Annotated in this window: 19 protein-coding genes; 13 read left to right on the forward strand and 6 right to left on the reverse strand. The window is 46.3% G+C overall.

Annotated features, from left to right (window positions below; all coding sequences use genetic code 11):
- Position 1: 1 nt before the first annotated feature.
- The 3 genes from paaC to nadD are packed head-to-tail and all read left to right on the forward strand — an operon-like array spanning position 2 to position 1,887.
- Positions 2-757 (forward strand): 1,2-phenylacetyl-CoA epoxidase subunit PaaC, encoded by a 756-nt coding sequence (paaC, locus tag BLR32_RS06220; RefSeq protein WP_089829588.1) that lies wholly within the window; start codon positions 2-4, stop codon positions 755-757.
- 12 nt (positions 758-769) lie between these two features.
- Positions 770-1,261, forward strand: a complete 492-nt coding sequence (gene paaD / locus BLR32_RS06225) for a 1,2-phenylacetyl-CoA epoxidase subunit PaaD (protein WP_089829590.1) — start codon at positions 770-772, stop codon at positions 1,259-1,261.
- A gap of 56 nt (positions 1,262-1,317) precedes the next feature.
- On the forward strand, positions 1,318-1,887 hold the full coding sequence (nadD, locus tag BLR32_RS06230; protein ID WP_089829591.1) for a nicotinate (nicotinamide) nucleotide adenylyltransferase: 570 nt from the start codon (positions 1,318-1,320) through the stop codon (positions 1,885-1,887).
- A 2-nt stretch (positions 1,888-1,889) separates the two neighbouring features.
- Here nadD and BLR32_RS06235 read toward each other — a convergent pair whose 3' ends face one another.
- Entirely contained in the window at positions 1,890-2,924 is a 1,035-nt protein-coding gene (locus tag BLR32_RS06235) for an AI-2E family transporter (protein WP_089829593.1), read from the reverse strand.
- A gap of 260 nt (positions 2,925-3,184) precedes the next feature.
- Here BLR32_RS06235 and BLR32_RS06240 point away from each other — a divergent pair, with 260 nt between their 5' ends.
- The 3 genes from BLR32_RS06240 to BLR32_RS06250 are packed head-to-tail and all read left to right on the forward strand — an operon-like array spanning position 3,185 to position 4,266.
- Positions 3,185-3,382 (forward strand): YtxH domain-containing protein, encoded by a 198-nt coding sequence (locus BLR32_RS06240; protein ID WP_089829595.1) that lies wholly within the window; start codon positions 3,185-3,187, stop codon positions 3,380-3,382.
- 26 nt (positions 3,383-3,408) lie between these two features.
- Positions 3,409-3,861 (forward strand): hypothetical protein, encoded by a 453-nt coding sequence (locus BLR32_RS06245; protein ID WP_089829597.1) that lies wholly within the window; start codon positions 3,409-3,411, stop codon positions 3,859-3,861.
- 36 nt (positions 3,862-3,897) lie between these two features.
- The gene (locus BLR32_RS06250; RefSeq protein WP_089829599.1) at positions 3,898-4,266 is read left to right on the forward strand and encodes a hypothetical protein; all 369 of its coding nucleotides are present in this window, start codon (positions 3,898-3,900) and stop codon (positions 4,264-4,266) included.
- 6 nt (positions 4,267-4,272) lie between these two features.
- Here BLR32_RS06250 and BLR32_RS06255 read toward each other — a convergent pair whose 3' ends face one another.
- Entirely contained in the window at positions 4,273-5,298 is a 1,026-nt protein-coding gene (locus BLR32_RS06255; RefSeq protein WP_089829600.1) for an SPASM domain-containing protein, read from the reverse strand.
- Between the two features lie 146 nt (positions 5,299-5,444).
- Between BLR32_RS06255 and BLR32_RS06260 the strand changes: the two genes are divergently transcribed.
- Both BLR32_RS06260 and BLR32_RS06265 read left to right on the forward strand, forming a co-directional pair.
- Positions 5,445-6,212: a glycoside hydrolase family 25 protein gene (locus tag BLR32_RS06260; RefSeq protein WP_089829602.1), complete on the forward strand. Its 768-nt coding sequence runs from the start codon at positions 5,445-5,447 to the stop codon at positions 6,210-6,212.
- A 14-nt stretch (positions 6,213-6,226) separates the two neighbouring features.
- Positions 6,227-6,505: a hypothetical protein gene (locus BLR32_RS06265; RefSeq protein ID WP_089829604.1), complete on the forward strand. Its 279-nt coding sequence runs from the start codon at positions 6,227-6,229 to the stop codon at positions 6,503-6,505.
- Positions 6,506-6,585: 80 nt separating this feature from the next.
- On the opposite strand, the gene BLR32_RS06270 is transcribed toward BLR32_RS06265, so the two are convergent.
- Positions 6,586-6,798 carry a hypothetical protein gene (locus tag BLR32_RS06270; protein WP_089829606.1) on the reverse strand — a complete coding sequence of 71 codons (213 nt, stop codon included), beginning with the start codon at positions 6,796-6,798 and terminating at the stop codon, positions 6,586-6,588.
- A 519-nt stretch (positions 6,799-7,317) separates the two neighbouring features.
- Here BLR32_RS06270 and BLR32_RS06275 point away from each other — a divergent pair.
- Entirely contained in the window at positions 7,318-7,509 is a 192-nt protein-coding gene (locus tag BLR32_RS06275; protein WP_089829608.1) for a hypothetical protein, read from the forward strand.
- A gap of 138 nt (positions 7,510-7,647) precedes the next feature.
- Here the strand turns inward: BLR32_RS06275 and BLR32_RS06280 are convergent, their stop codons facing one another.
- Positions 7,648-8,070 carry a YybH family protein gene (locus BLR32_RS06280; protein WP_089829610.1) on the reverse strand — a complete coding sequence of 141 codons (423 nt, stop codon included), beginning with the start codon at positions 8,068-8,070 and terminating at the stop codon, positions 7,648-7,650.
- Between the two features lie 80 nt (positions 8,071-8,150).
- On the opposite strand from BLR32_RS06280, the gene BLR32_RS06285 reads away from it, so the two are divergent.
- From BLR32_RS06285 to BLR32_RS06295, 3 genes are read left to right on the forward strand one after another with little or no spacing between them, the layout of a single operon-like run.
- Positions 8,151-9,341, forward strand: a complete 1,191-nt coding sequence (locus BLR32_RS06285) for a DegT/DnrJ/EryC1/StrS family aminotransferase (RefSeq protein WP_089829612.1) — start codon at positions 8,151-8,153, stop codon at positions 9,339-9,341.
- 9 nt (positions 9,342-9,350) lie between these two features.
- Positions 9,351-10,079 (forward strand): 3-deoxy-manno-octulosonate cytidylyltransferase, encoded by a 729-nt coding sequence (gene kdsB / locus BLR32_RS06290; RefSeq protein WP_089829614.1) that lies wholly within the window; start codon positions 9,351-9,353, stop codon positions 10,077-10,079.
- 23 nt (positions 10,080-10,102) lie between these two features.
- Complete coding sequence (locus BLR32_RS06295; protein WP_089829616.1) at positions 10,103-11,179, forward strand: iron-containing alcohol dehydrogenase family protein; 1,077 nt, start codon at positions 10,103-10,105, stop codon at positions 11,177-11,179.
- Between the two features lie 70 nt (positions 11,180-11,249).
- On the opposite strand, the gene BLR32_RS06300 is transcribed toward BLR32_RS06295, so the two are convergent.
- Complete coding sequence (locus BLR32_RS06300) at positions 11,250-12,476, reverse strand: MFS transporter (protein ID WP_089829617.1); 1,227 nt, start codon at positions 12,474-12,476, stop codon at positions 11,250-11,252.
- 113 nt (positions 12,477-12,589) lie between these two features.
- Between BLR32_RS06300 and BLR32_RS06305 the strand changes: the two genes are divergently transcribed.
- Positions 12,590-13,330 (forward strand): NYN domain-containing protein, encoded by a 741-nt coding sequence (locus BLR32_RS06305; RefSeq protein ID WP_089829620.1) that lies wholly within the window; start codon positions 12,590-12,592, stop codon positions 13,328-13,330.
- Positions 13,331-13,610: 280 nt separating this feature from the next.
- Here BLR32_RS06305 and BLR32_RS06310 read toward each other — a convergent pair whose 3' ends face one another.
- Entirely contained in the window at positions 13,611-15,590 is a 1,980-nt protein-coding gene (locus BLR32_RS06310) for an alpha-ketoacid dehydrogenase subunit alpha/beta (RefSeq protein WP_089829622.1), read from the reverse strand.
- Between the last annotated feature and the right edge of the window lie 3 nt (positions 15,591-15,593).

Here is a 15,593-nt window from a genome sequence, read left to right on the forward strand (position 1 = left end):
AATGCAATTACAAGAAGCACTACAGGAACTGATCACAAAAATGGCGGATGATGAACTGGTGATCGGGCATCGCAATTCTGAATGGACGGGCTTAGGCCCTGTTATGGAAGAGGATATAGCCTTTTCTTCCATGGCGCAGGACAAGATAGGCCACGCATTGGCTCTTTATCGCATACTACAGGAGCACTTCGGTGGCTCTGATCCGGACCAGTTTGCGTTCCTCCGGAATGCAGAAGACTTCCGCTGCTGCCACTTCGTGGAAATGCCTATCGGATCTTATGATTTCAGCCTGATGCGGCACTTCCTTTTTGATCATGCCGAGACTGTACGATATCAGGCCCTGGCACAAAGCAAGTATGCTCCTTTTCAGCATCTGGCCGGAAAGGTAAAGGGAGAACTGAAGTATCATACGCTGCATGCAGACGCCTGGATCATACAACTCTGTACCGCTGGGAAGGAAAGTCGCGAGCGTATGCAGGCGGCGCTGGATACCAGCTTTCAGCTGGCTGGCGGCATCTTTGAACCGGGACCGGCAGAGGAGCTGCTGATAGCAGAAGAGATCTATCCCGGAGAAGCGGCTTTATATACACAGTGGCTGGGTCACATATCCCCGGTCATGGAGAAAGCTGGCCTGGTATTGCCGGAGCTGACGGCCCCTGTATATGGCGGCCGCACCGGTAAGCATACCCCGCATTTGCAGCAATTACTCAATGAAATGGGAGAAGTATTCCGTCTTGACCCTGAAGCAACCTGGTAGAAATAAATAACTATGCAAACAATAACAACACTGCAGGCCGTATATAATTCGCTCGAACAGGTGATGGATCCGGAGATTCCTGTATTAAGCGTACTGGAACTGGGCATGATCACAGACGTTAAAGTGGATATAGAAGGTGTGCACATTAAGATGATCCCTACCTTTGCAGCCTGCCCTGCAATAGACATCATTAAGGAAAACATTAAAAATGCCGTTGAGAAAGACCTCCAGATGCCGGCATTCGTAAGTGTGGATAAGGAAGTGAACTGGAATAGTAACCGTCTGACTGCCGAGGCAAAAGAGAAACTCCGCGATTTTGGTATCGCTCCTCCCGGCAGACACGAAGGAGACGTCAGTATGGACATGCTGGTCAAAGTGAACTGCCCACACTGTGGAAGCGAAAACACTTATCTGCGTTCTCCCTTCGGGTCTACCCTCTGCAGAGCCCTGCATTTCTGCCGGCAATGCGGAATGATGTTCGAGCAGTTTAAGCCACTCTCGTAGTCACATATATCACATATCCCTATTATTGATTACATTCACGCTCAAAAAACAGGGGCATGAAGATAGGCTTGTATTTTGGGTCCTTTAATCCTATACATACCGGGCATCTGATTATAGCTAACTATGTGGCATACAATACGGACCTCGATAAAGTATGGCTGGTGGTATCACCTCAAAACCCTTTAAAACCGGCAGGATCATTACTAAATGAACATAACCGCTTTCACCTGGTAGAACTGGCTATTAAAGACGAACCCAAGCTCAGGGCCAGCAACATTGAGTTTTCCCTGCCAAGACCCTCCTTTACCATCGATACCCTCACCTATCTGACAGAGAAGTTTCCCACACAAGAATTCACGATCATTATGGGTAGCGATAGTTTCCAGAATATCACCCGCTGGCGTAACTATCAGCAGATCATCCGGAACTATCCCATCTATGTTTACCTGCGCCCGGGACACGAAGTAACTGAGACACATGGCGCCAGGGTGGAGGTATTGAAAGCGCCTATGCTGGATATTTCGTCTACAGACATACGTAAATGGATCCAGGAGGGAAAATCCATCCGTTACCTGGTGCCGGACAATGTGGCTGCATATATATCAGAGAATAGCTATTACCGGTAACATCACCGCTGCACCCTTACCTCACGTTTTTTGGTCAGGAACTCGTTGGAATAGATATCCAGCAGGAGGATGAACATGGAGATGAGCAGGGGACCAAAAATCAGCCCGATAAACCCGAAAAGATTCACACCTATCAGCACACCAAAAACGGTGATCAGGGGGTGCACATCTCCGATCTTCTTTGCCAGGATCAGGCGAAATAAATTATCAGAAGTACCCACTACAGCAAAACCATATACCAGCACACCGATGCCCTGCCAGGTCATATTGGTAGCGAGAAGGTAAACACCCATAGGCACATATACTGCAGCTGCTCCAACTACAGGCAACATAGCTGTAAAGCAGGTTACGGCAAACCAGAACAGGGGCTGGGGAACCTGAAAAATAAAATAACCAACCAACGACACGATACCTTGTATGACCGCAATTAGTGGAATTCCCACCGCATTGGCGATCACCAGTTTATGGAATTCAGTCCCAAGCCGTAATACGTTCTCGTCTTTCAAAGGAATATATTCATATAGCCAGGCTTCCATTTCCCTTCCGTTCACCAACATAAAGTACAGGATAAAATAGAGTATAGCGATGGCGGTTAGGATGTTAAAGGTGGCGCCCAACAGTCCAGGCAATACTGAGGTCAGGTATTCCTGCAGCCTTTCCAGTCGTACCTGTGAAAGGATGTCTATCTTGGTAGCTGCCTGTATCCGGTCATTCACTGTTTTAAGGCCGGCGATCAGCTCTGAAGAATGAGTAACTGCATAGCCGATCTTATTGGTAAGCATGTTTATGAGCAAGCCGAAAGGCAGCAGAATGATGATGAAGGACATGAACATCAACAGTGCAGCAGCGGCACTTTTACGCCATTTACGTTCTTCTACCAACCGGAACATATATTTTCTGCTGAGGATATACATGGTGATCGCGCCGAGAAATCCGGGGAAAAAAGTATACAGTTCCGAGAAGAGCACGAATGCCAGCAGAACAATGATCAACAGAAAGCTGACTTGTTTAATTCGCTCGTTGTCTATTACGCTCATAAGGTTGAGAGGTTATTCTGTCAGTGATATAATCGATTGTGCAAAAAGAATACCGTTCCCTGCAATAGTACCGGCTGGTATAAGTTAAACCAATCATCCCTATAAAGTGTTTAATCAGAACAGGTTACCGGCCACATTCCAGTACAGGGTAATATTTTATTAATAGTGATTATGGAAAGATTAAAATTATTGGAATAGTGTTTGTAACCTGTACAGTACGAATTACAAAACCATTGTTCATCTTTTAAAACTATTATTTTATGGCGAACAACAGTTCAAAAGCAGTTGTATCATTCATTGTTGGTGCCGCAGTAGGTGTGGCTGTAGGTTATTTATTGAATACTGACAAAAGAGACGAACTCGTAGAAAAGCTGAAATTTCAGGCAGATAAGTTAAAAGAGAAGTTTAAGAAGAGGAAAGAGCATTTTGAAGATGCGCTGGAAAACGAATTGGCGTAAACCCTTGTCGCACAAAAAATATTTGCATGGAAGATAATTTCAGCAATTACTTCAATCAGACAGGCAAGGTTGCCAAGGAATACCTGGAAACCCGTTTGGATCTGATTAAACTCCAGGCAGCAGGAAAGCTATCAAAAGCTTTAGGGCTTTTCTTCTCATTGATACTGGCTTTCCTGCTGTTCTTTTTCGTCGTTGTTTTCCTGGGTATGGTGCTCGGTTTCTGGATCGGCGAGATGACTAATAGTTTTACTATCGGCTTCTCATGTTCGGCAGCCCTGTTCGTTGTGCTGCTGGGTATTCTGCTCATCTTCCGTAAGCCACTGATCCAAACACCTTTGTCCAATATGCTGATCAAAGAGCTAATGAGTGAAATGGATATGGAGACCGGGGAAGAAGATAGGGACCAGAAAAAGGAGATAGAAGAGGAATTTGAGAGGAAAAAAGTGGAAGAGGATGAAGAATTATATGAACAATTATAATCTAATCATTGAAAGCGTAGCGATAAACCTTTACACATGCCCAAGGTGAAAGTAACTAATGGAGACCTGTTACAAAAAGAGATAAACCGGCTGAAGAAACGTTCCCGTGCATTGGAACATGAGTTAGGAGACCGGGTACAATATTTCAAAGGTAACTATGGAAAAATGGCTTTGAACTCTGTGCTTCCCGGCAGCGCTAAGCATAGCGCATTCCTAGGGATAGCAGGGCGCATTGCGAAGGTGGCCTGGCAGAGTGGAAAGTTTAAATCCCTTAGCACCAGTGCGCTGATGACAGCATTGGAATTTGCGGGTGTACGGTTAGGTATTAATCTCTTTGACAAGTTCCGGAAAGGCCGTAGCAAAAAGAAGAAAGCAAAAGCTGCCGCCGAAAAAGAAGAAGATTAAGGGTTGTTATCCCCAAACCTTTGTTCCCTCACTGCAGTTAGCACAGATATCGATATTCTTACGACCCGTTTGGATCTGCGTCCTGAACCGGACATAATTATCATTATGCCATAACTCCTTCAGTGATTCCTTTTTAAGGTCCCCCAGTTTATGCTGAGCGTCTTTATCGAAACAACATGGCACCACCAGCCCATCCCAGGTAATTACCGGGGAATGCCATAAACGCCAGCAGTGATTGCCCATTTTATTCTTGATCGTATAGGTACCGTCGTCATTTTTGTGATAACGGCTGTATTTGTCAATAGTTGGGATCAGGCGGTTACCTTCTTCATAATCATATACCTGAGCCGTCTTAAAGCGAACTTCATCCACACCAATCTCTTTGGCCAGTTGCTTTATATCCTCAATCTGATGCTCATTAGGTTTTACTACCAGGAACTGGAAAAAAACAAATGGTGTTTTTGAGTTCAGTTCTTTTTTCCATTTTACGATATTCTTTGCCCCCTGTATTACTTTTTCCAGGTTACCACCTACACGGTACTGCGTATATACATCCTGGGTTGTACCATCGATGGAGATGATCAATCTGTCCAAACCGCTTTCCACAGTTTTACGGGCATTCTCATCTGTGAGGTAATGGGCGTTGGTAGAGGTAGCGGTATAAATACCTTTCGCATGGGCATATTTGACCATTTCCAGGAAGCCGGGATTCAGGAAAGGTTCTCCCTGAAAATAAAATATCAGGTATAACAGTTCTTTATAGACCTCATCTATCGTTTTCCTGAAGAAATCCTGCTGCAACATACCAGTGGGCCGGGTAAAGGCCCGTAAGCCGCTGGGGCATTCAGGGCATCGCAGGTTACAGGATGTTGTTGGCTCAAATGAAACCGAGATGGGGTAACCCCATTGAATAGGTTTACCGGTCCACTTGCTTACGAAGTAGCTGCTTAACACCTTGGCGGCGTTCCAGCCACGGCGTAGCGTGAACTTGGACATCAGGTTGAGGGTATCATTTAGATTGAATTCAGGCATAACAACATCACTTATTGTTGTAAAATTAAGATATCTATGCCGGTTATGTATAATAATAATTATACTTGCTGTGAAATTGGGAATAAGATTGAAAATGTGAGCATTAAATACCGTCCCTTTAATGTGAAAAGCCGAATAAATAAAAAGTGCCAAAACTCCGAATCAAGAAATCCAGGCGTTTAATTTTCGCCCTGTTATTCCTCCTATGTGCGACATTTGGAGCATGGCTGTGGTGGCGTGAGAGAGAGGAAGCCCTGAATTTTGTCAGGTATGAAGAATTTGGGATCGACATGCCGGTTAACTATTCCATCCATGGGATTGATGTATCTAAGTTCCAGAAGAACATTAACTGGGCGGCGGTGGAACAAATGCAGGTAGACCGTATCCATATCTCTTTTGCATTTATCAAGGCTACAGAGGGTATTACCCGGCAGGATGCCTTATTTAAGCAGAACTGGCAGAAGGCCGGCAAAGCAGGCATTGTAAGAGGGGCGTACCATTTTTTCTATTCCACCCGCGACCCGCTGAAGCAGGTGATCAACTTTCAGAATGTCGTACAGCTCGAATCGGGAGATCTTCCGCCGGTGCTGGATATAGAAACGCACAATAACCAACCTCCTGCAGTGATCAGGTCTACTGCCAGGATCTGGCTGGAAGAGATGGAAAAAGCCTACGGGGTAAAGCCGATCATTTATACTAACATACATTTCTACGAAACATATCTTGGAGAGGAATTTGACCGTTATCCTTTGTGGGTAGCCCATTATTATCAGAAAGAGCGGCCATCCACACAGCGTCAATGGTTGTTCTGGCAACACAGCGATATCGGCCGGGTGAACGGTATTTCTACTACAGTTGACTTCAACGTTTTCAAAGGAGACAGTCTGGCGCTTCGTAAATTATGCCTCCCTTAAACACAATAATTGATATGGAAAATCAGGAACCACAGCAGGACAGGAAGGAACCTTTCGATATGAGGATCGTGAACTATTTTGTCCGGATCATGCGGACGGTGTTCCTGGGTTTTTTCTGGATGCTGATAAATGTATTTCTTGGGTTATACCTGGGTTTTGCTGTACCGGAAGAGTCTACTCCCGGCAGAATGATCTTCTTTTACACCTTTCTGGTGCTTTCATTGGCAGGGTACCTGTTTATCGTCATAAAAATGTGGAAGAATACCGAACACGTGCAGGATAATTATGACTGAAAAAAGAAGTGATCAATTATAGCATCACTCTTACAGGCTCGTAGCCTATATGGGTAACATATAACTGATCACTTACGATCCTACAGCAAAGTTGTCTGCTGCAAATATGCTTGTTGCATACCTTTGATTATGCGGGCAACATCTTCCTGAGACTTGCCGGTCTTCCGCTCAAGTCTCACATACAGCTCCCTTTCTTTACCTCTTTCAAACACTAAATCTTCGTCTGAAAGTTCTGTGAAACGCTGCTTGAGCAGTTTCTTCAGTACCGACCACTGGTATCCCCGGATGTTCATAGTAGCATTTTTTTTTGTTATAGAATTTTATATTGTAGATATCCAAGTTGCCAATTTTCGATTCCTGTCCGTGTTTTCTGCGTAGGGTAAACTGTACACTTGCTGTTGAGGTTTAACTATCGTGATTATCAACACGGCTGGATAGTATAAAGTTCAATATTTATGCCATCAGCAGGTATATAAAAGTTAAAACAATGTTAGTGTTTTTAGGCGCTATTCCTTTGCAGTATTGAGTTTTGGACAACTATATTATAATATTGTTAATGGGTCATCTGCTAAAAATTGGCTAAAACGTATCTGAGGGGCAAAAGTGCAATCTATTGCACCAAACGCTGCATATGCCGCTTTGTGGAAAGTGCTGCACATACGCTACAACGGTTTGGGGTGCTTTGTGTGGAATGCATTACTCATAACTGCCGTGTAACACGCAATTAGCAAGGATTTACATCATGGAACAGACTTTGCAAAGTATTAATTGAACAAAACGATAGCACATTTAAAAACCTCAAACGGAAAAGTATGCTAAGTGAAAAAGAAACCAGAAAGGAAAAACCTTCTGAAGAATCAAAGCAGATAGAGCAGCATCCCGTTGAAATTTTAAAAACCGAAAAGGCAGATAATTCTCGCAATCCACTGCATGCAGACCTCTCAGAAGAGCCTGAAGAAGAAAATGCAGCGGTGCGCGATCAGGATACTAAAAAAACTAAATAACTAATTCGTTACCATAGTTTATTGATTGACCTCTTAACTAACCATGGTATTCCCCTCTGAGGGAAAGGATTAGTGAACATTCTTCTTTAATGTTGTGGTGTATAGCAGGCCGTCCCATTCATGGGATGGTTTTCTTTTTTAGCTACTATGGTCTGCAATGATCTTCCAGCTTCCTTTAATACGCTTAATGATGAGAGAGAAATGTCCCTCGAGATCGCCTATCGTTCTCTGCAGGTGCCATTTACCTACTACAAAGTAAACATCTGATGCCAGGGGCTTCAGTTCCAATATATTGAAGGCCAGTTTTCCCATAGCGGTTGTGTCTGGATATGATTTTTTATAGTTATCCAGGGTAGCCTGCCAGCCATAAGTGGGACCTCTCTTACCGATAAATATCAGGGAATCGGACTGCCAGTAGGTGGTCATAAAGGCGTCCAGGTCGCCCTGGTTCCAGGAAGAGGTCTGTTTCTGCAATAATGCCCTGATGGCAGACTGCGGCTGTTGTGCGCGTACTGCTGCAAACGGAGCGGCCAACAGGATAAGGAACAATAATAAACGCATGGTAATTTTTAGTAAAAGATAAACAGTTTTTGCGATGCAGCGCAATCTGATTATACTACCTTTGCAAAAATCAACAACTTATGCCCGGATATGAATTTTTTGGCCCGGAAGAACGCAAGGAGATAAACGATGTACTGGAAACAGGCATTTTTATGCGTTATGGCTTTGACGGTCCCCGTAAAGGTATCTGGAAAGCTAAAGAGCTTGAACAGGCCATTTCTGAAAAACTGAACGTTGCCCACACTCACCTGGTATCCAGCGGTACTGCCGCCCTCACAACAGTGATGGCTGCATTGGGAATTGGCGCCGGAGATGAGGTGATCATGCCCACATTCACATTTGTGGCCAGCTTTGAATGTATCTTTTCTGTAGGAGCGACTCCTGTCCTGGTAGATGTAGATGATACCCTGACACTGGACCCCGCAGCCGTGGAAGCCGCTATTACTCCCCGCACAAAAGCGGTGATGCCGGTACACATGTGTGGCGCTATGGCCGACCTGGATGCACTGAAGGCGATCTGCGATAAACATAAACTGATTTTACTGGAAGATGCCTGCCAGTCTTTTGGCGGTAGCTATAAAGGCAAAGCGCTGGGAACGATCGGTCATGCCGGTGCATTCTCTTTTGACTTTGTGAAAACGATCACCTGTGCTGAAGGCGGCGCTGTTGTGACAAACGATAAGGATATCTATATTAAGTGTGATGCATATGCTGACCATGGTCACGATCACCTGGGCGTTGACCGCGGTGCTGACCTGCACCCATATATCGGGTATAATTACCGTATCTCCGAACTGCATGCTGCCGTGGGCCTTGCCCAGGTACGCAAGCTGGATACCTTCCTGGGCATCCACCGGAAAACAAAAAAGATCTTTAAGGATGCCCTGGCAACTATACCGGGCATAACTTTCCGCCGTTTGCCTGATCCAGACGGGGATAGCGCTACCTTCCTCGCATTCTTCCTGCCGGAAGAAAGTCAGGCAAGAGCCGCAGCGGCTGCCATGAAAGCTGCCGGATTACCTGCATTTTACTGGTATGACAACAACTGGCACTACATCCGTAACTGGGAGCATTTCAAGCAAAGCTCAGTGATGTTCCGGTTCGCACCGGGACTGCAGCAGGCAATGGAACTGTATAAAGTAAAACAGTTCCCTGTGTCAGATGCTATCATGAGCCGTTGTATCTGTACACCTATCAATCTGGGTTGGAGTGATGCAGAAGTACAGCAACGTGCTGAGAAATTGGTGAATGTAGTTAAGAGCGCCCTATAAAAGATAAGCATGAAGAAAGTAGCCTTGATTCCTGCCCGTTATGGGGCTACCCGTTTTCCGGGTAAACTGATGGCAAAGCTGGGAGGTAAATCGGTTATTCTACGTACTTATGAAAGTACTGTGAATACCGGCGTGTTTGACGAGGTAATGGTAGTTTGCGACAGCGAGATCATTTACAATGAAATTGTAAACAACGGCGGTAAAGCCGTGATGAGCAAAAAGGAACATGAGTGCGGTACCGATCGTATAGCTGAAGCTATTGAAGACCGTACAGATGTTGACATTGTTGTGAATGTGCAGGGCGACGAACCCTTTACCCAGAAGGAACCGCTGGAAAAGTTACTGAAAGTATTTGAAGGTGAAGAAGGTAAACAGGTACAGGTAGCATCTCTGATGCAGGTACTGAAAGACCCGCAATCCATTGAAGACCCGAACTACGTGAAGGTGGCCGTGGATAAAAAATTTAATGCCCTGTTCTTTTCCCGTTCTGTCATTCCTTACCCGCGCGATAAGAACGTTCAAAGCATCTATTATGAGCACATCGGGATCTATGCATTCCGCAGACAAACGCTGATGGACTTTACCAAAATGCCGGTAAGTCCGCTGGAAGCTGCAGAGAAGATAGAATGCCTGCGCTACCTGGAAAATGGGATTTCCATGAAAATGGTAGTGACAGAATATATGGGTGTGGAGATCGATACGCCGGAAGATCTGCTGAAGGCGGAGAAATTACTGTAATACTAAATCATTAAACGACTGAGATGAAATTCAGGAACTTTAAAATGGTCGATTACGTGGTGTTTGGCCGTGGTGCATTTGACCAGCTTGATGAGATACTGGCTCCCCGCCGTAAAGGTGAGGCGCCAATGATATTCTTTGTAGACCATTTCTTCCAGGGTAATGAGGCCTTTGCCAAACGCATTCCCCTGAGAGGTAAAGATAAGATCGTATACATTGATGTTACGGACGAGCCGAAGACCAAATATGTGGATAAAGTAAGAGATGAGCTGCTGGCAGAATTTGGTGAAGTAAGCGGTATCATTGGTATTGGCGGTGGTTCTGTAATGGACATGGCCAAGGCGGTATCCCTGATGATGAAGAACCCCGGTTCTTCCGCAGACTACCAGGGATGGGACCTCGTGAAAGTAGCGGGTGTATATAAAGTGGGTATCCCTACACTCTCCGGTACTGGCGCTGAAGTAAGCCGTACCTGCGTGCTGACCGGACCTACCCGTAAACTGGGTATGAACTCCGACTTCACTCCATTTGACCAGATCGTACTGGATCCGGCCCTGATAAAAGGCGTACCGGTAAACCAGCAGTTCTATACAGCGATGGATTGTTATATCCACTGTATCGAATCCCTGCAGGGTACTTACCTGAATGCATTCAGCCGTTCTTACGGAGAAGAAGCATTGCGCCTCTGCCAGGAAATATTCCTGGAGAAAGATACCTGGGATGATGATGCAGACGAAAAACTGATGATGGCGTCTTATGCCGGCGGTATGAGTATCGCTTATTCACAGGTGGGTGTAGCGCACGCGGTGAGCTATGGTCTGTCATACCTGCTGGGTACAAAACATGGTATCGGTAACTGTATCGTGTTTGATAAACTGGAAGAATTCTATCCGGAAGGAGTGAGGGAGTTCAAGCAAATGGTGAAGAAGCATAATATCGACATCCCGCAGGGTATTACCAAAGGGCTGTCTGATGAGCAGTTCAATGCCATGATCGATGTATCCCTGGGCATGGCGCCACTGTGGGAAAATGCATTAGGTAAAGACTGGAAAGAACAGATGACACGTGAACGCCTTCGTGCATTGTACGAGCAGCTGTAATACAACGCAGTAATAATTACTTATAAAAAAGCCCCCTGCTGAAAAACAGGGGGCTTTTTTTATAAATAACTTATCGCAGGAACCTTCTGATAGGCACCCGCATATGAACGAAACGCCACATAATTTGCAGACGGCGGTTATGATAAATAAACAAGAGATAGCAGGCAGCCATTAATGTCACGACCGCGGTACTAAAGAACGTGACTGAGAAGAAGCGTGCGTCGTTGTGATAAATAAAGGCAGACAGGTAAGCGCCAAGACCGATACCTGCTTCCATCGCAATATACATGGTAGCCAGAGCCCGGCCCTTATGCTGCGGATGACCCAGGTCGATAGTCCAGGCGGTAATAGCCGGAGAGTTCATACCAACAGAAACGCCGTAAATAACAGCAGCAGTCAGCATCATTGCCGGCGTGTGCGCAATGCCCAGCAGGAACACGCCAATGGCCATGGTAATGGTAGAGATCTTCAGAATAGGCACACGGCCATATTTATCAGACACCTTACCAGCCAGCAGGCGGATGCTGATGGACGCGGCAGTAAAGAAGGTAAAGAACAACCCTTTATTCTGGATGCCCAGGTAAGTACTGAAGTCGGGAATAATGGTGAACAGTACCCCGTAGCTGAGATAGGTCAGGAAGATAACAATCACCGGCGCCAGTACCAGCGGCTCAAATATTTCACTTTTGGAGATCTTTAAGGTAGATAAACGGAAGGGTTGTTTGTCCTGCAGTGTCTCCCGCATTCCTCCGACCAGTATTACGACAGACAATAATGCAAATACCGCAGATACCTGGAACATGATGTGGATATCCCAGTGGTTAGTGATATAACCGCCGATAGCCGGTCCCATAGCTAGACCTATTGTGCTGAACAGGCCAACCATTCCCATTGCTTCCGCCCGGCGGGTAGAAGGTACAATGTCGGCAACATAGGCGGCTGTACCGGTAGGTTTGAATCCTGTGGAAAAACCATGAAAGAAACGGAGCAATAAAAATGCGCCTACAGAGCTGACGAGTGGGTATAACAGGCTGCACACCACACACACCAGCGAGCCAAAGATCATGACAGGTACACGACCGATCGTATCTGTCAGCTTTCCGCTGAAGGGGCGGGACAATCCTGCCATCAACGTAAAGAGCGCAAGTATATATCCTTTGTAGTCCTCACCACCCATCCGGGTCAGATAGGCAGGCAATTCCGGTAGCAACATGTTAAAGCTGGCGGAAAACAGTGCATTGCTGAGGCATAACATCACAAAATGGAAAGTGTAAATTCTCCCGGGCGACTGATCCATGCTGCAAAGTTACAATAAAGGGCAGAACCCCAGCCCGTTAAAGGGAAAAATACAACTTATATTATTTATCGACCTGCGGGTAGTAAATTTGTGAACACCCCCAAAATACAGGTATGGAAAACAAAGAGCTCCGTTTGGCAGTCCTCATCGATGCAGACAATATTCCTTACGCCAGCGTAAAAGCCATGATGGAAGAAGTAGCCAAATACGGGATACCGACTTTTAAACGGATATATGGAGATTGGACAAAACCCACACTCACCGGCTGGAAAACAGTCCTGCTGGATAATGCGATTACACCTATACAACAATACAGCTACACCAGCGGCAAAAATGCGACAGACTCCGCTATGATCATAGACGCGATGGACATTCTTTATACCGGGAGAGTGGATGGGTTCTGCCTGATCACGAGCGATAGTGATTTCACCCGTCTGGCCACCCGCCTGCGGGAGGCCGGGATGCGTGTGTTCGGACTGGGAGAGAGAAAGACGCCCAGCGCTTTCCGTGCTGCCTGCGACAAGTTCATCTACCTGGAGATCCTGGCAGATACAGGTAAGGAATCATCTGCCAAACGGAAAACAGAGAAGGGAAATGGAAAAGGCATCAGCAAGGCCGATAAAGAGGTCATAAACATGCTGTCGTCCAGCATAAATGATATTGCAGATGAAGATGGCTGGGCCTACCTGGGAGAGCTGGGAAACCTGTTGCTGAAGAAACAACCAGACTTCGATGCCCGCAACTATGGGTATAACAAGCTGTTACAGCTGATCAAAAGCTTTGAAAATTTCGAAATAGATATCCGGGAAAGCAGCCGTAAAATGGGAAAGCTGGTATATGTCAGGGTAAAATAAGACATAAAAAAAGCTGCTTTACCATGGAGTAAAACAGCCTTCTTAATATCTTAATAAGTTGGATACTAGCGCTTAGCGTATTTGATAGCTGCGTAGAGGAACATTAATGCGAACAGAGCGATAACTGCAAAAGTCAGATAATGAGCAACCTTGTCTCCAGCCCTGTAAAAATCGGTAGTCTCTACGTTATTGATTACTTCAAGCAACATAAAAATAATGTTTAGTGGTCCGGGCTGCAAGTTAGCGCATTCTGTTTAAAAATCCCAACATGCATATCTGCCTAATAGTTCGCCAGTTGCTCTATACATTGATGCATACGTGTTTTAGCCAGGAAATTTTTCTCGAGTGGCGCGGCAAACGGAACCGGCGTATCCAGTCCTGCACAGCGCATCACAGGGGCATCCAGTAGCGAAAAGCAATGTTCTGCTATCCATGCGCTGATCTCTCCGCCCAGCCCGCCGGTAAGCGTATCTTCATGAAGAATTAAAACTTTCCCCGTGGCGGCCACGGCCTCTCTGATAGCCGTATAATCCAATGGCAACAAGGTACGAAGGTCCAGTATGTGAATAGATAACTGCGGATGTTGTTGTGCATATTCCAGCGCCCAGTGTACACCTGCACCGTAGGTGATGATACTGACGTCTTCCCCTGCCTGCACTACTTTCGCTTTCCCTATCTCAATAGTGTAGGGCGCTTCCGGCACAGGCCCGCTGATACTGCGGTACAAAGCTTTATGCTCGAAGTACAATACAGGATTGGGATCTGCAAACGCTGCCAGTAACAAGCCCTTGGCATCTGCCGGAGTAGCCGGGTATACTACTTTCAGTCCGGGTACATGTGTGAACCAGGCTTCATTACTCTGGGAGTGGAAGGGGCCAGCCCCTACACCTGCACCTGCCGGTAGCCGGATCACCACATCGGCAGTCTGCCCCCAGCGGTAATGTATCTTCGCCAGGTTATTGACGATCTGGTTGAAACCGCAGGTTACAAAGTCGGCAAACTGCATCTCCACCATACTCTTATATCCCATAATGGAAAGTCCCAGTCCGGCGCCCACAATGGCGCTTTCACATAAGGGCGTGTTTCTCACCCTTTCCTTTCCATACTTTGCTACGAAACCATCCGTGATCTTAAAAGCACCGCCATATTCCGCAATATCCTGTCCCATCAGTATCAGGTTAGGATACTGTTCCATCGCCTGATCCAGGCCTTCGGAAATAGCATCGATGAAACGCTTATCATGTGTAGCCCCGTTGGCTATTGGTGGAATAGGAGAAGGAGGGGGGGCGTAAATATCTTTCAGTTCATCCCCGATACTAACGGGCGGAGATACTGCTGCCAGGGCGGTATTTATCTCCCGGTCTATTTCCTGTTTCAGCGTCTCCCGGATATCATGAATGCCTTCTGTGTTGATCAGTTGCAGATATTCTAAGAAACCTTCAAAATGCTGGATAGGGTCCTGTTTAGCCCATTCTTCCAGCAGGGCGGGAGGGACGTATTTAGTGCCGCTGGCTTCCTCATGTCCCCTCATGCGGAAGGTCATGGCCTCTATTAAAACCGGCTGTTGTTCCTGCAGGGCATGACGTTTCGCTTCTTTTACAGCGTGATACACTTCCAGGAGATTGTTCCCGTTAATGCGCATTCCCCGCATGCCATAGCCTGCTGCTCTTTGTACGAGTTGTTCACAGCGGTATTGTTCTTCTACCGGTGTGCTCAACCCATAGCCATTGTTTTCTATCAGGAAGATGACAGGCAAATCCCATACAGCCGCCACATTCAGCGCTTCATGGAATTCGCCCTCACTGGTACCCCCTTCGCCGGTAAAGGCCAGCGATACCTTGTCTTCTTTTTTTAGTTTATGTGCCAGGGAAATGCCATCAGCAATGGAAAGCTGAGGTCCCAGGTGAGAGATCATGCCACAGATATGATGTTGCCGGCTGCCGAAGTGAAAGGAACGTTCCCGTCCTTTGCTGAACCCCAGTGTACTGCCCTGCCATTGGTGGAAGAGCTGCTGCAATGGCATCTGCCGTGCAGTGAACACACCAAGGTTTCTGTGCAGGGGCAGGATCCATTCGTCGTTATCCAACGCTAAAGTGGCGCCTACAGCAATGGCTTCCTGTCCGATACCGGAAAACCATTTACTTACTTTTCCCTGCCGCAGCAACAACAACATTTTCTCTTCTACCAGGCGGGGATATAACAGGGCTTTGTAAAAAGCCAGCAGTTCCCCGTCACTGATATGTGCACGTTCAAAATACATGGT

This window comes from Chitinophaga filiformis, assembly GCF_900102545.1.
Lineage (GTDB): Bacteria > Bacteroidota > Bacteroidia > Chitinophagales > Chitinophagaceae > Chitinophaga > Chitinophaga filiformis.

What these genes read in the sequence shown, in the direction of transcription:
- paaC (WP_089829588.1), top strand. Translation starts at nt 2, where the DNA reads ATGCAATTACAAGAAGCACTACAGGAACTGATCACAAAAATGGCGGAT.
- paaD (WP_089829590.1), top strand. Translation starts at nt 770, where the DNA reads ATGCAAACAATAACAACACTGCAGGCCGTATATAATTCGCTCGAACAG.
- nadD (WP_089829591.1), top strand. Translation starts at nt 1,318, where the DNA reads ATGAAGATAGGCTTGTATTTTGGGTCCTTTAATCCTATACATACCGGG.
- BLR32_RS06235 (WP_089829593.1), bottom strand. Translation starts at nt 2,924, where the DNA reads ATGAGCGTAATAGACAACGAGCGAATTAAACAAGTCAGCTTTCTGTTG.
- BLR32_RS06240 (WP_089829595.1), top strand. Translation starts at nt 3,185, where the DNA reads ATGGCGAACAACAGTTCAAAAGCAGTTGTATCATTCATTGTTGGTGCC.
- BLR32_RS06245 (WP_089829597.1), top strand. Translation starts at nt 3,409, where the DNA reads ATGGAAGATAATTTCAGCAATTACTTCAATCAGACAGGCAAGGTTGCC.
- BLR32_RS06250 (WP_089829599.1), top strand. Translation starts at nt 3,898, where the DNA reads ATGCCCAAGGTGAAAGTAACTAATGGAGACCTGTTACAAAAAGAGATA.
- BLR32_RS06255 (WP_089829600.1), bottom strand. Translation starts at nt 5,298, where the DNA reads ATGCCTGAATTCAATCTAAATGATACCCTCAACCTGATGTCCAAGTTC.
- BLR32_RS06265 (WP_089829604.1), top strand. Translation starts at nt 6,227, where the DNA reads ATGGAAAATCAGGAACCACAGCAGGACAGGAAGGAACCTTTCGATATG.
- BLR32_RS06270 (WP_089829606.1), bottom strand. Translation starts at nt 6,798, where the DNA reads ATGAACATCCGGGGATACCAGTGGTCGGTACTGAAGAAACTGCTCAAG.
- BLR32_RS06275 (WP_089829608.1), top strand. Translation starts at nt 7,318, where the DNA reads ATGCTAAGTGAAAAAGAAACCAGAAAGGAAAAACCTTCTGAAGAATCA.
- BLR32_RS06280 (WP_089829610.1), bottom strand. Translation starts at nt 8,070, where the DNA reads ATGCGTTTATTATTGTTCCTTATCCTGTTGGCCGCTCCGTTTGCAGCA.
- BLR32_RS06285 (WP_089829612.1), top strand. Translation starts at nt 8,151, where the DNA reads ATGCCCGGATATGAATTTTTTGGCCCGGAAGAACGCAAGGAGATAAAC.
- kdsB (WP_089829614.1), top strand. Translation starts at nt 9,351, where the DNA reads ATGAAGAAAGTAGCCTTGATTCCTGCCCGTTATGGGGCTACCCGTTTT.
- BLR32_RS06295 (WP_089829616.1), top strand. Translation starts at nt 10,103, where the DNA reads ATGAAATTCAGGAACTTTAAAATGGTCGATTACGTGGTGTTTGGCCGT.
- BLR32_RS06300 (WP_089829617.1), bottom strand. Translation starts at nt 12,476, where the DNA reads ATGGATCAGTCGCCCGGGAGAATTTACACTTTCCATTTTGTGATGTTA.
- BLR32_RS06305 (WP_089829620.1), top strand. Translation starts at nt 12,590, where the DNA reads ATGGAAAACAAAGAGCTCCGTTTGGCAGTCCTCATCGATGCAGACAAT.
- BLR32_RS06310 (WP_089829622.1), bottom strand. Translation starts at nt 15,590, where the DNA reads ATGTATTTTGAACGTGCACATATCAGTGACGGGGAACTGCTGGCTTTT.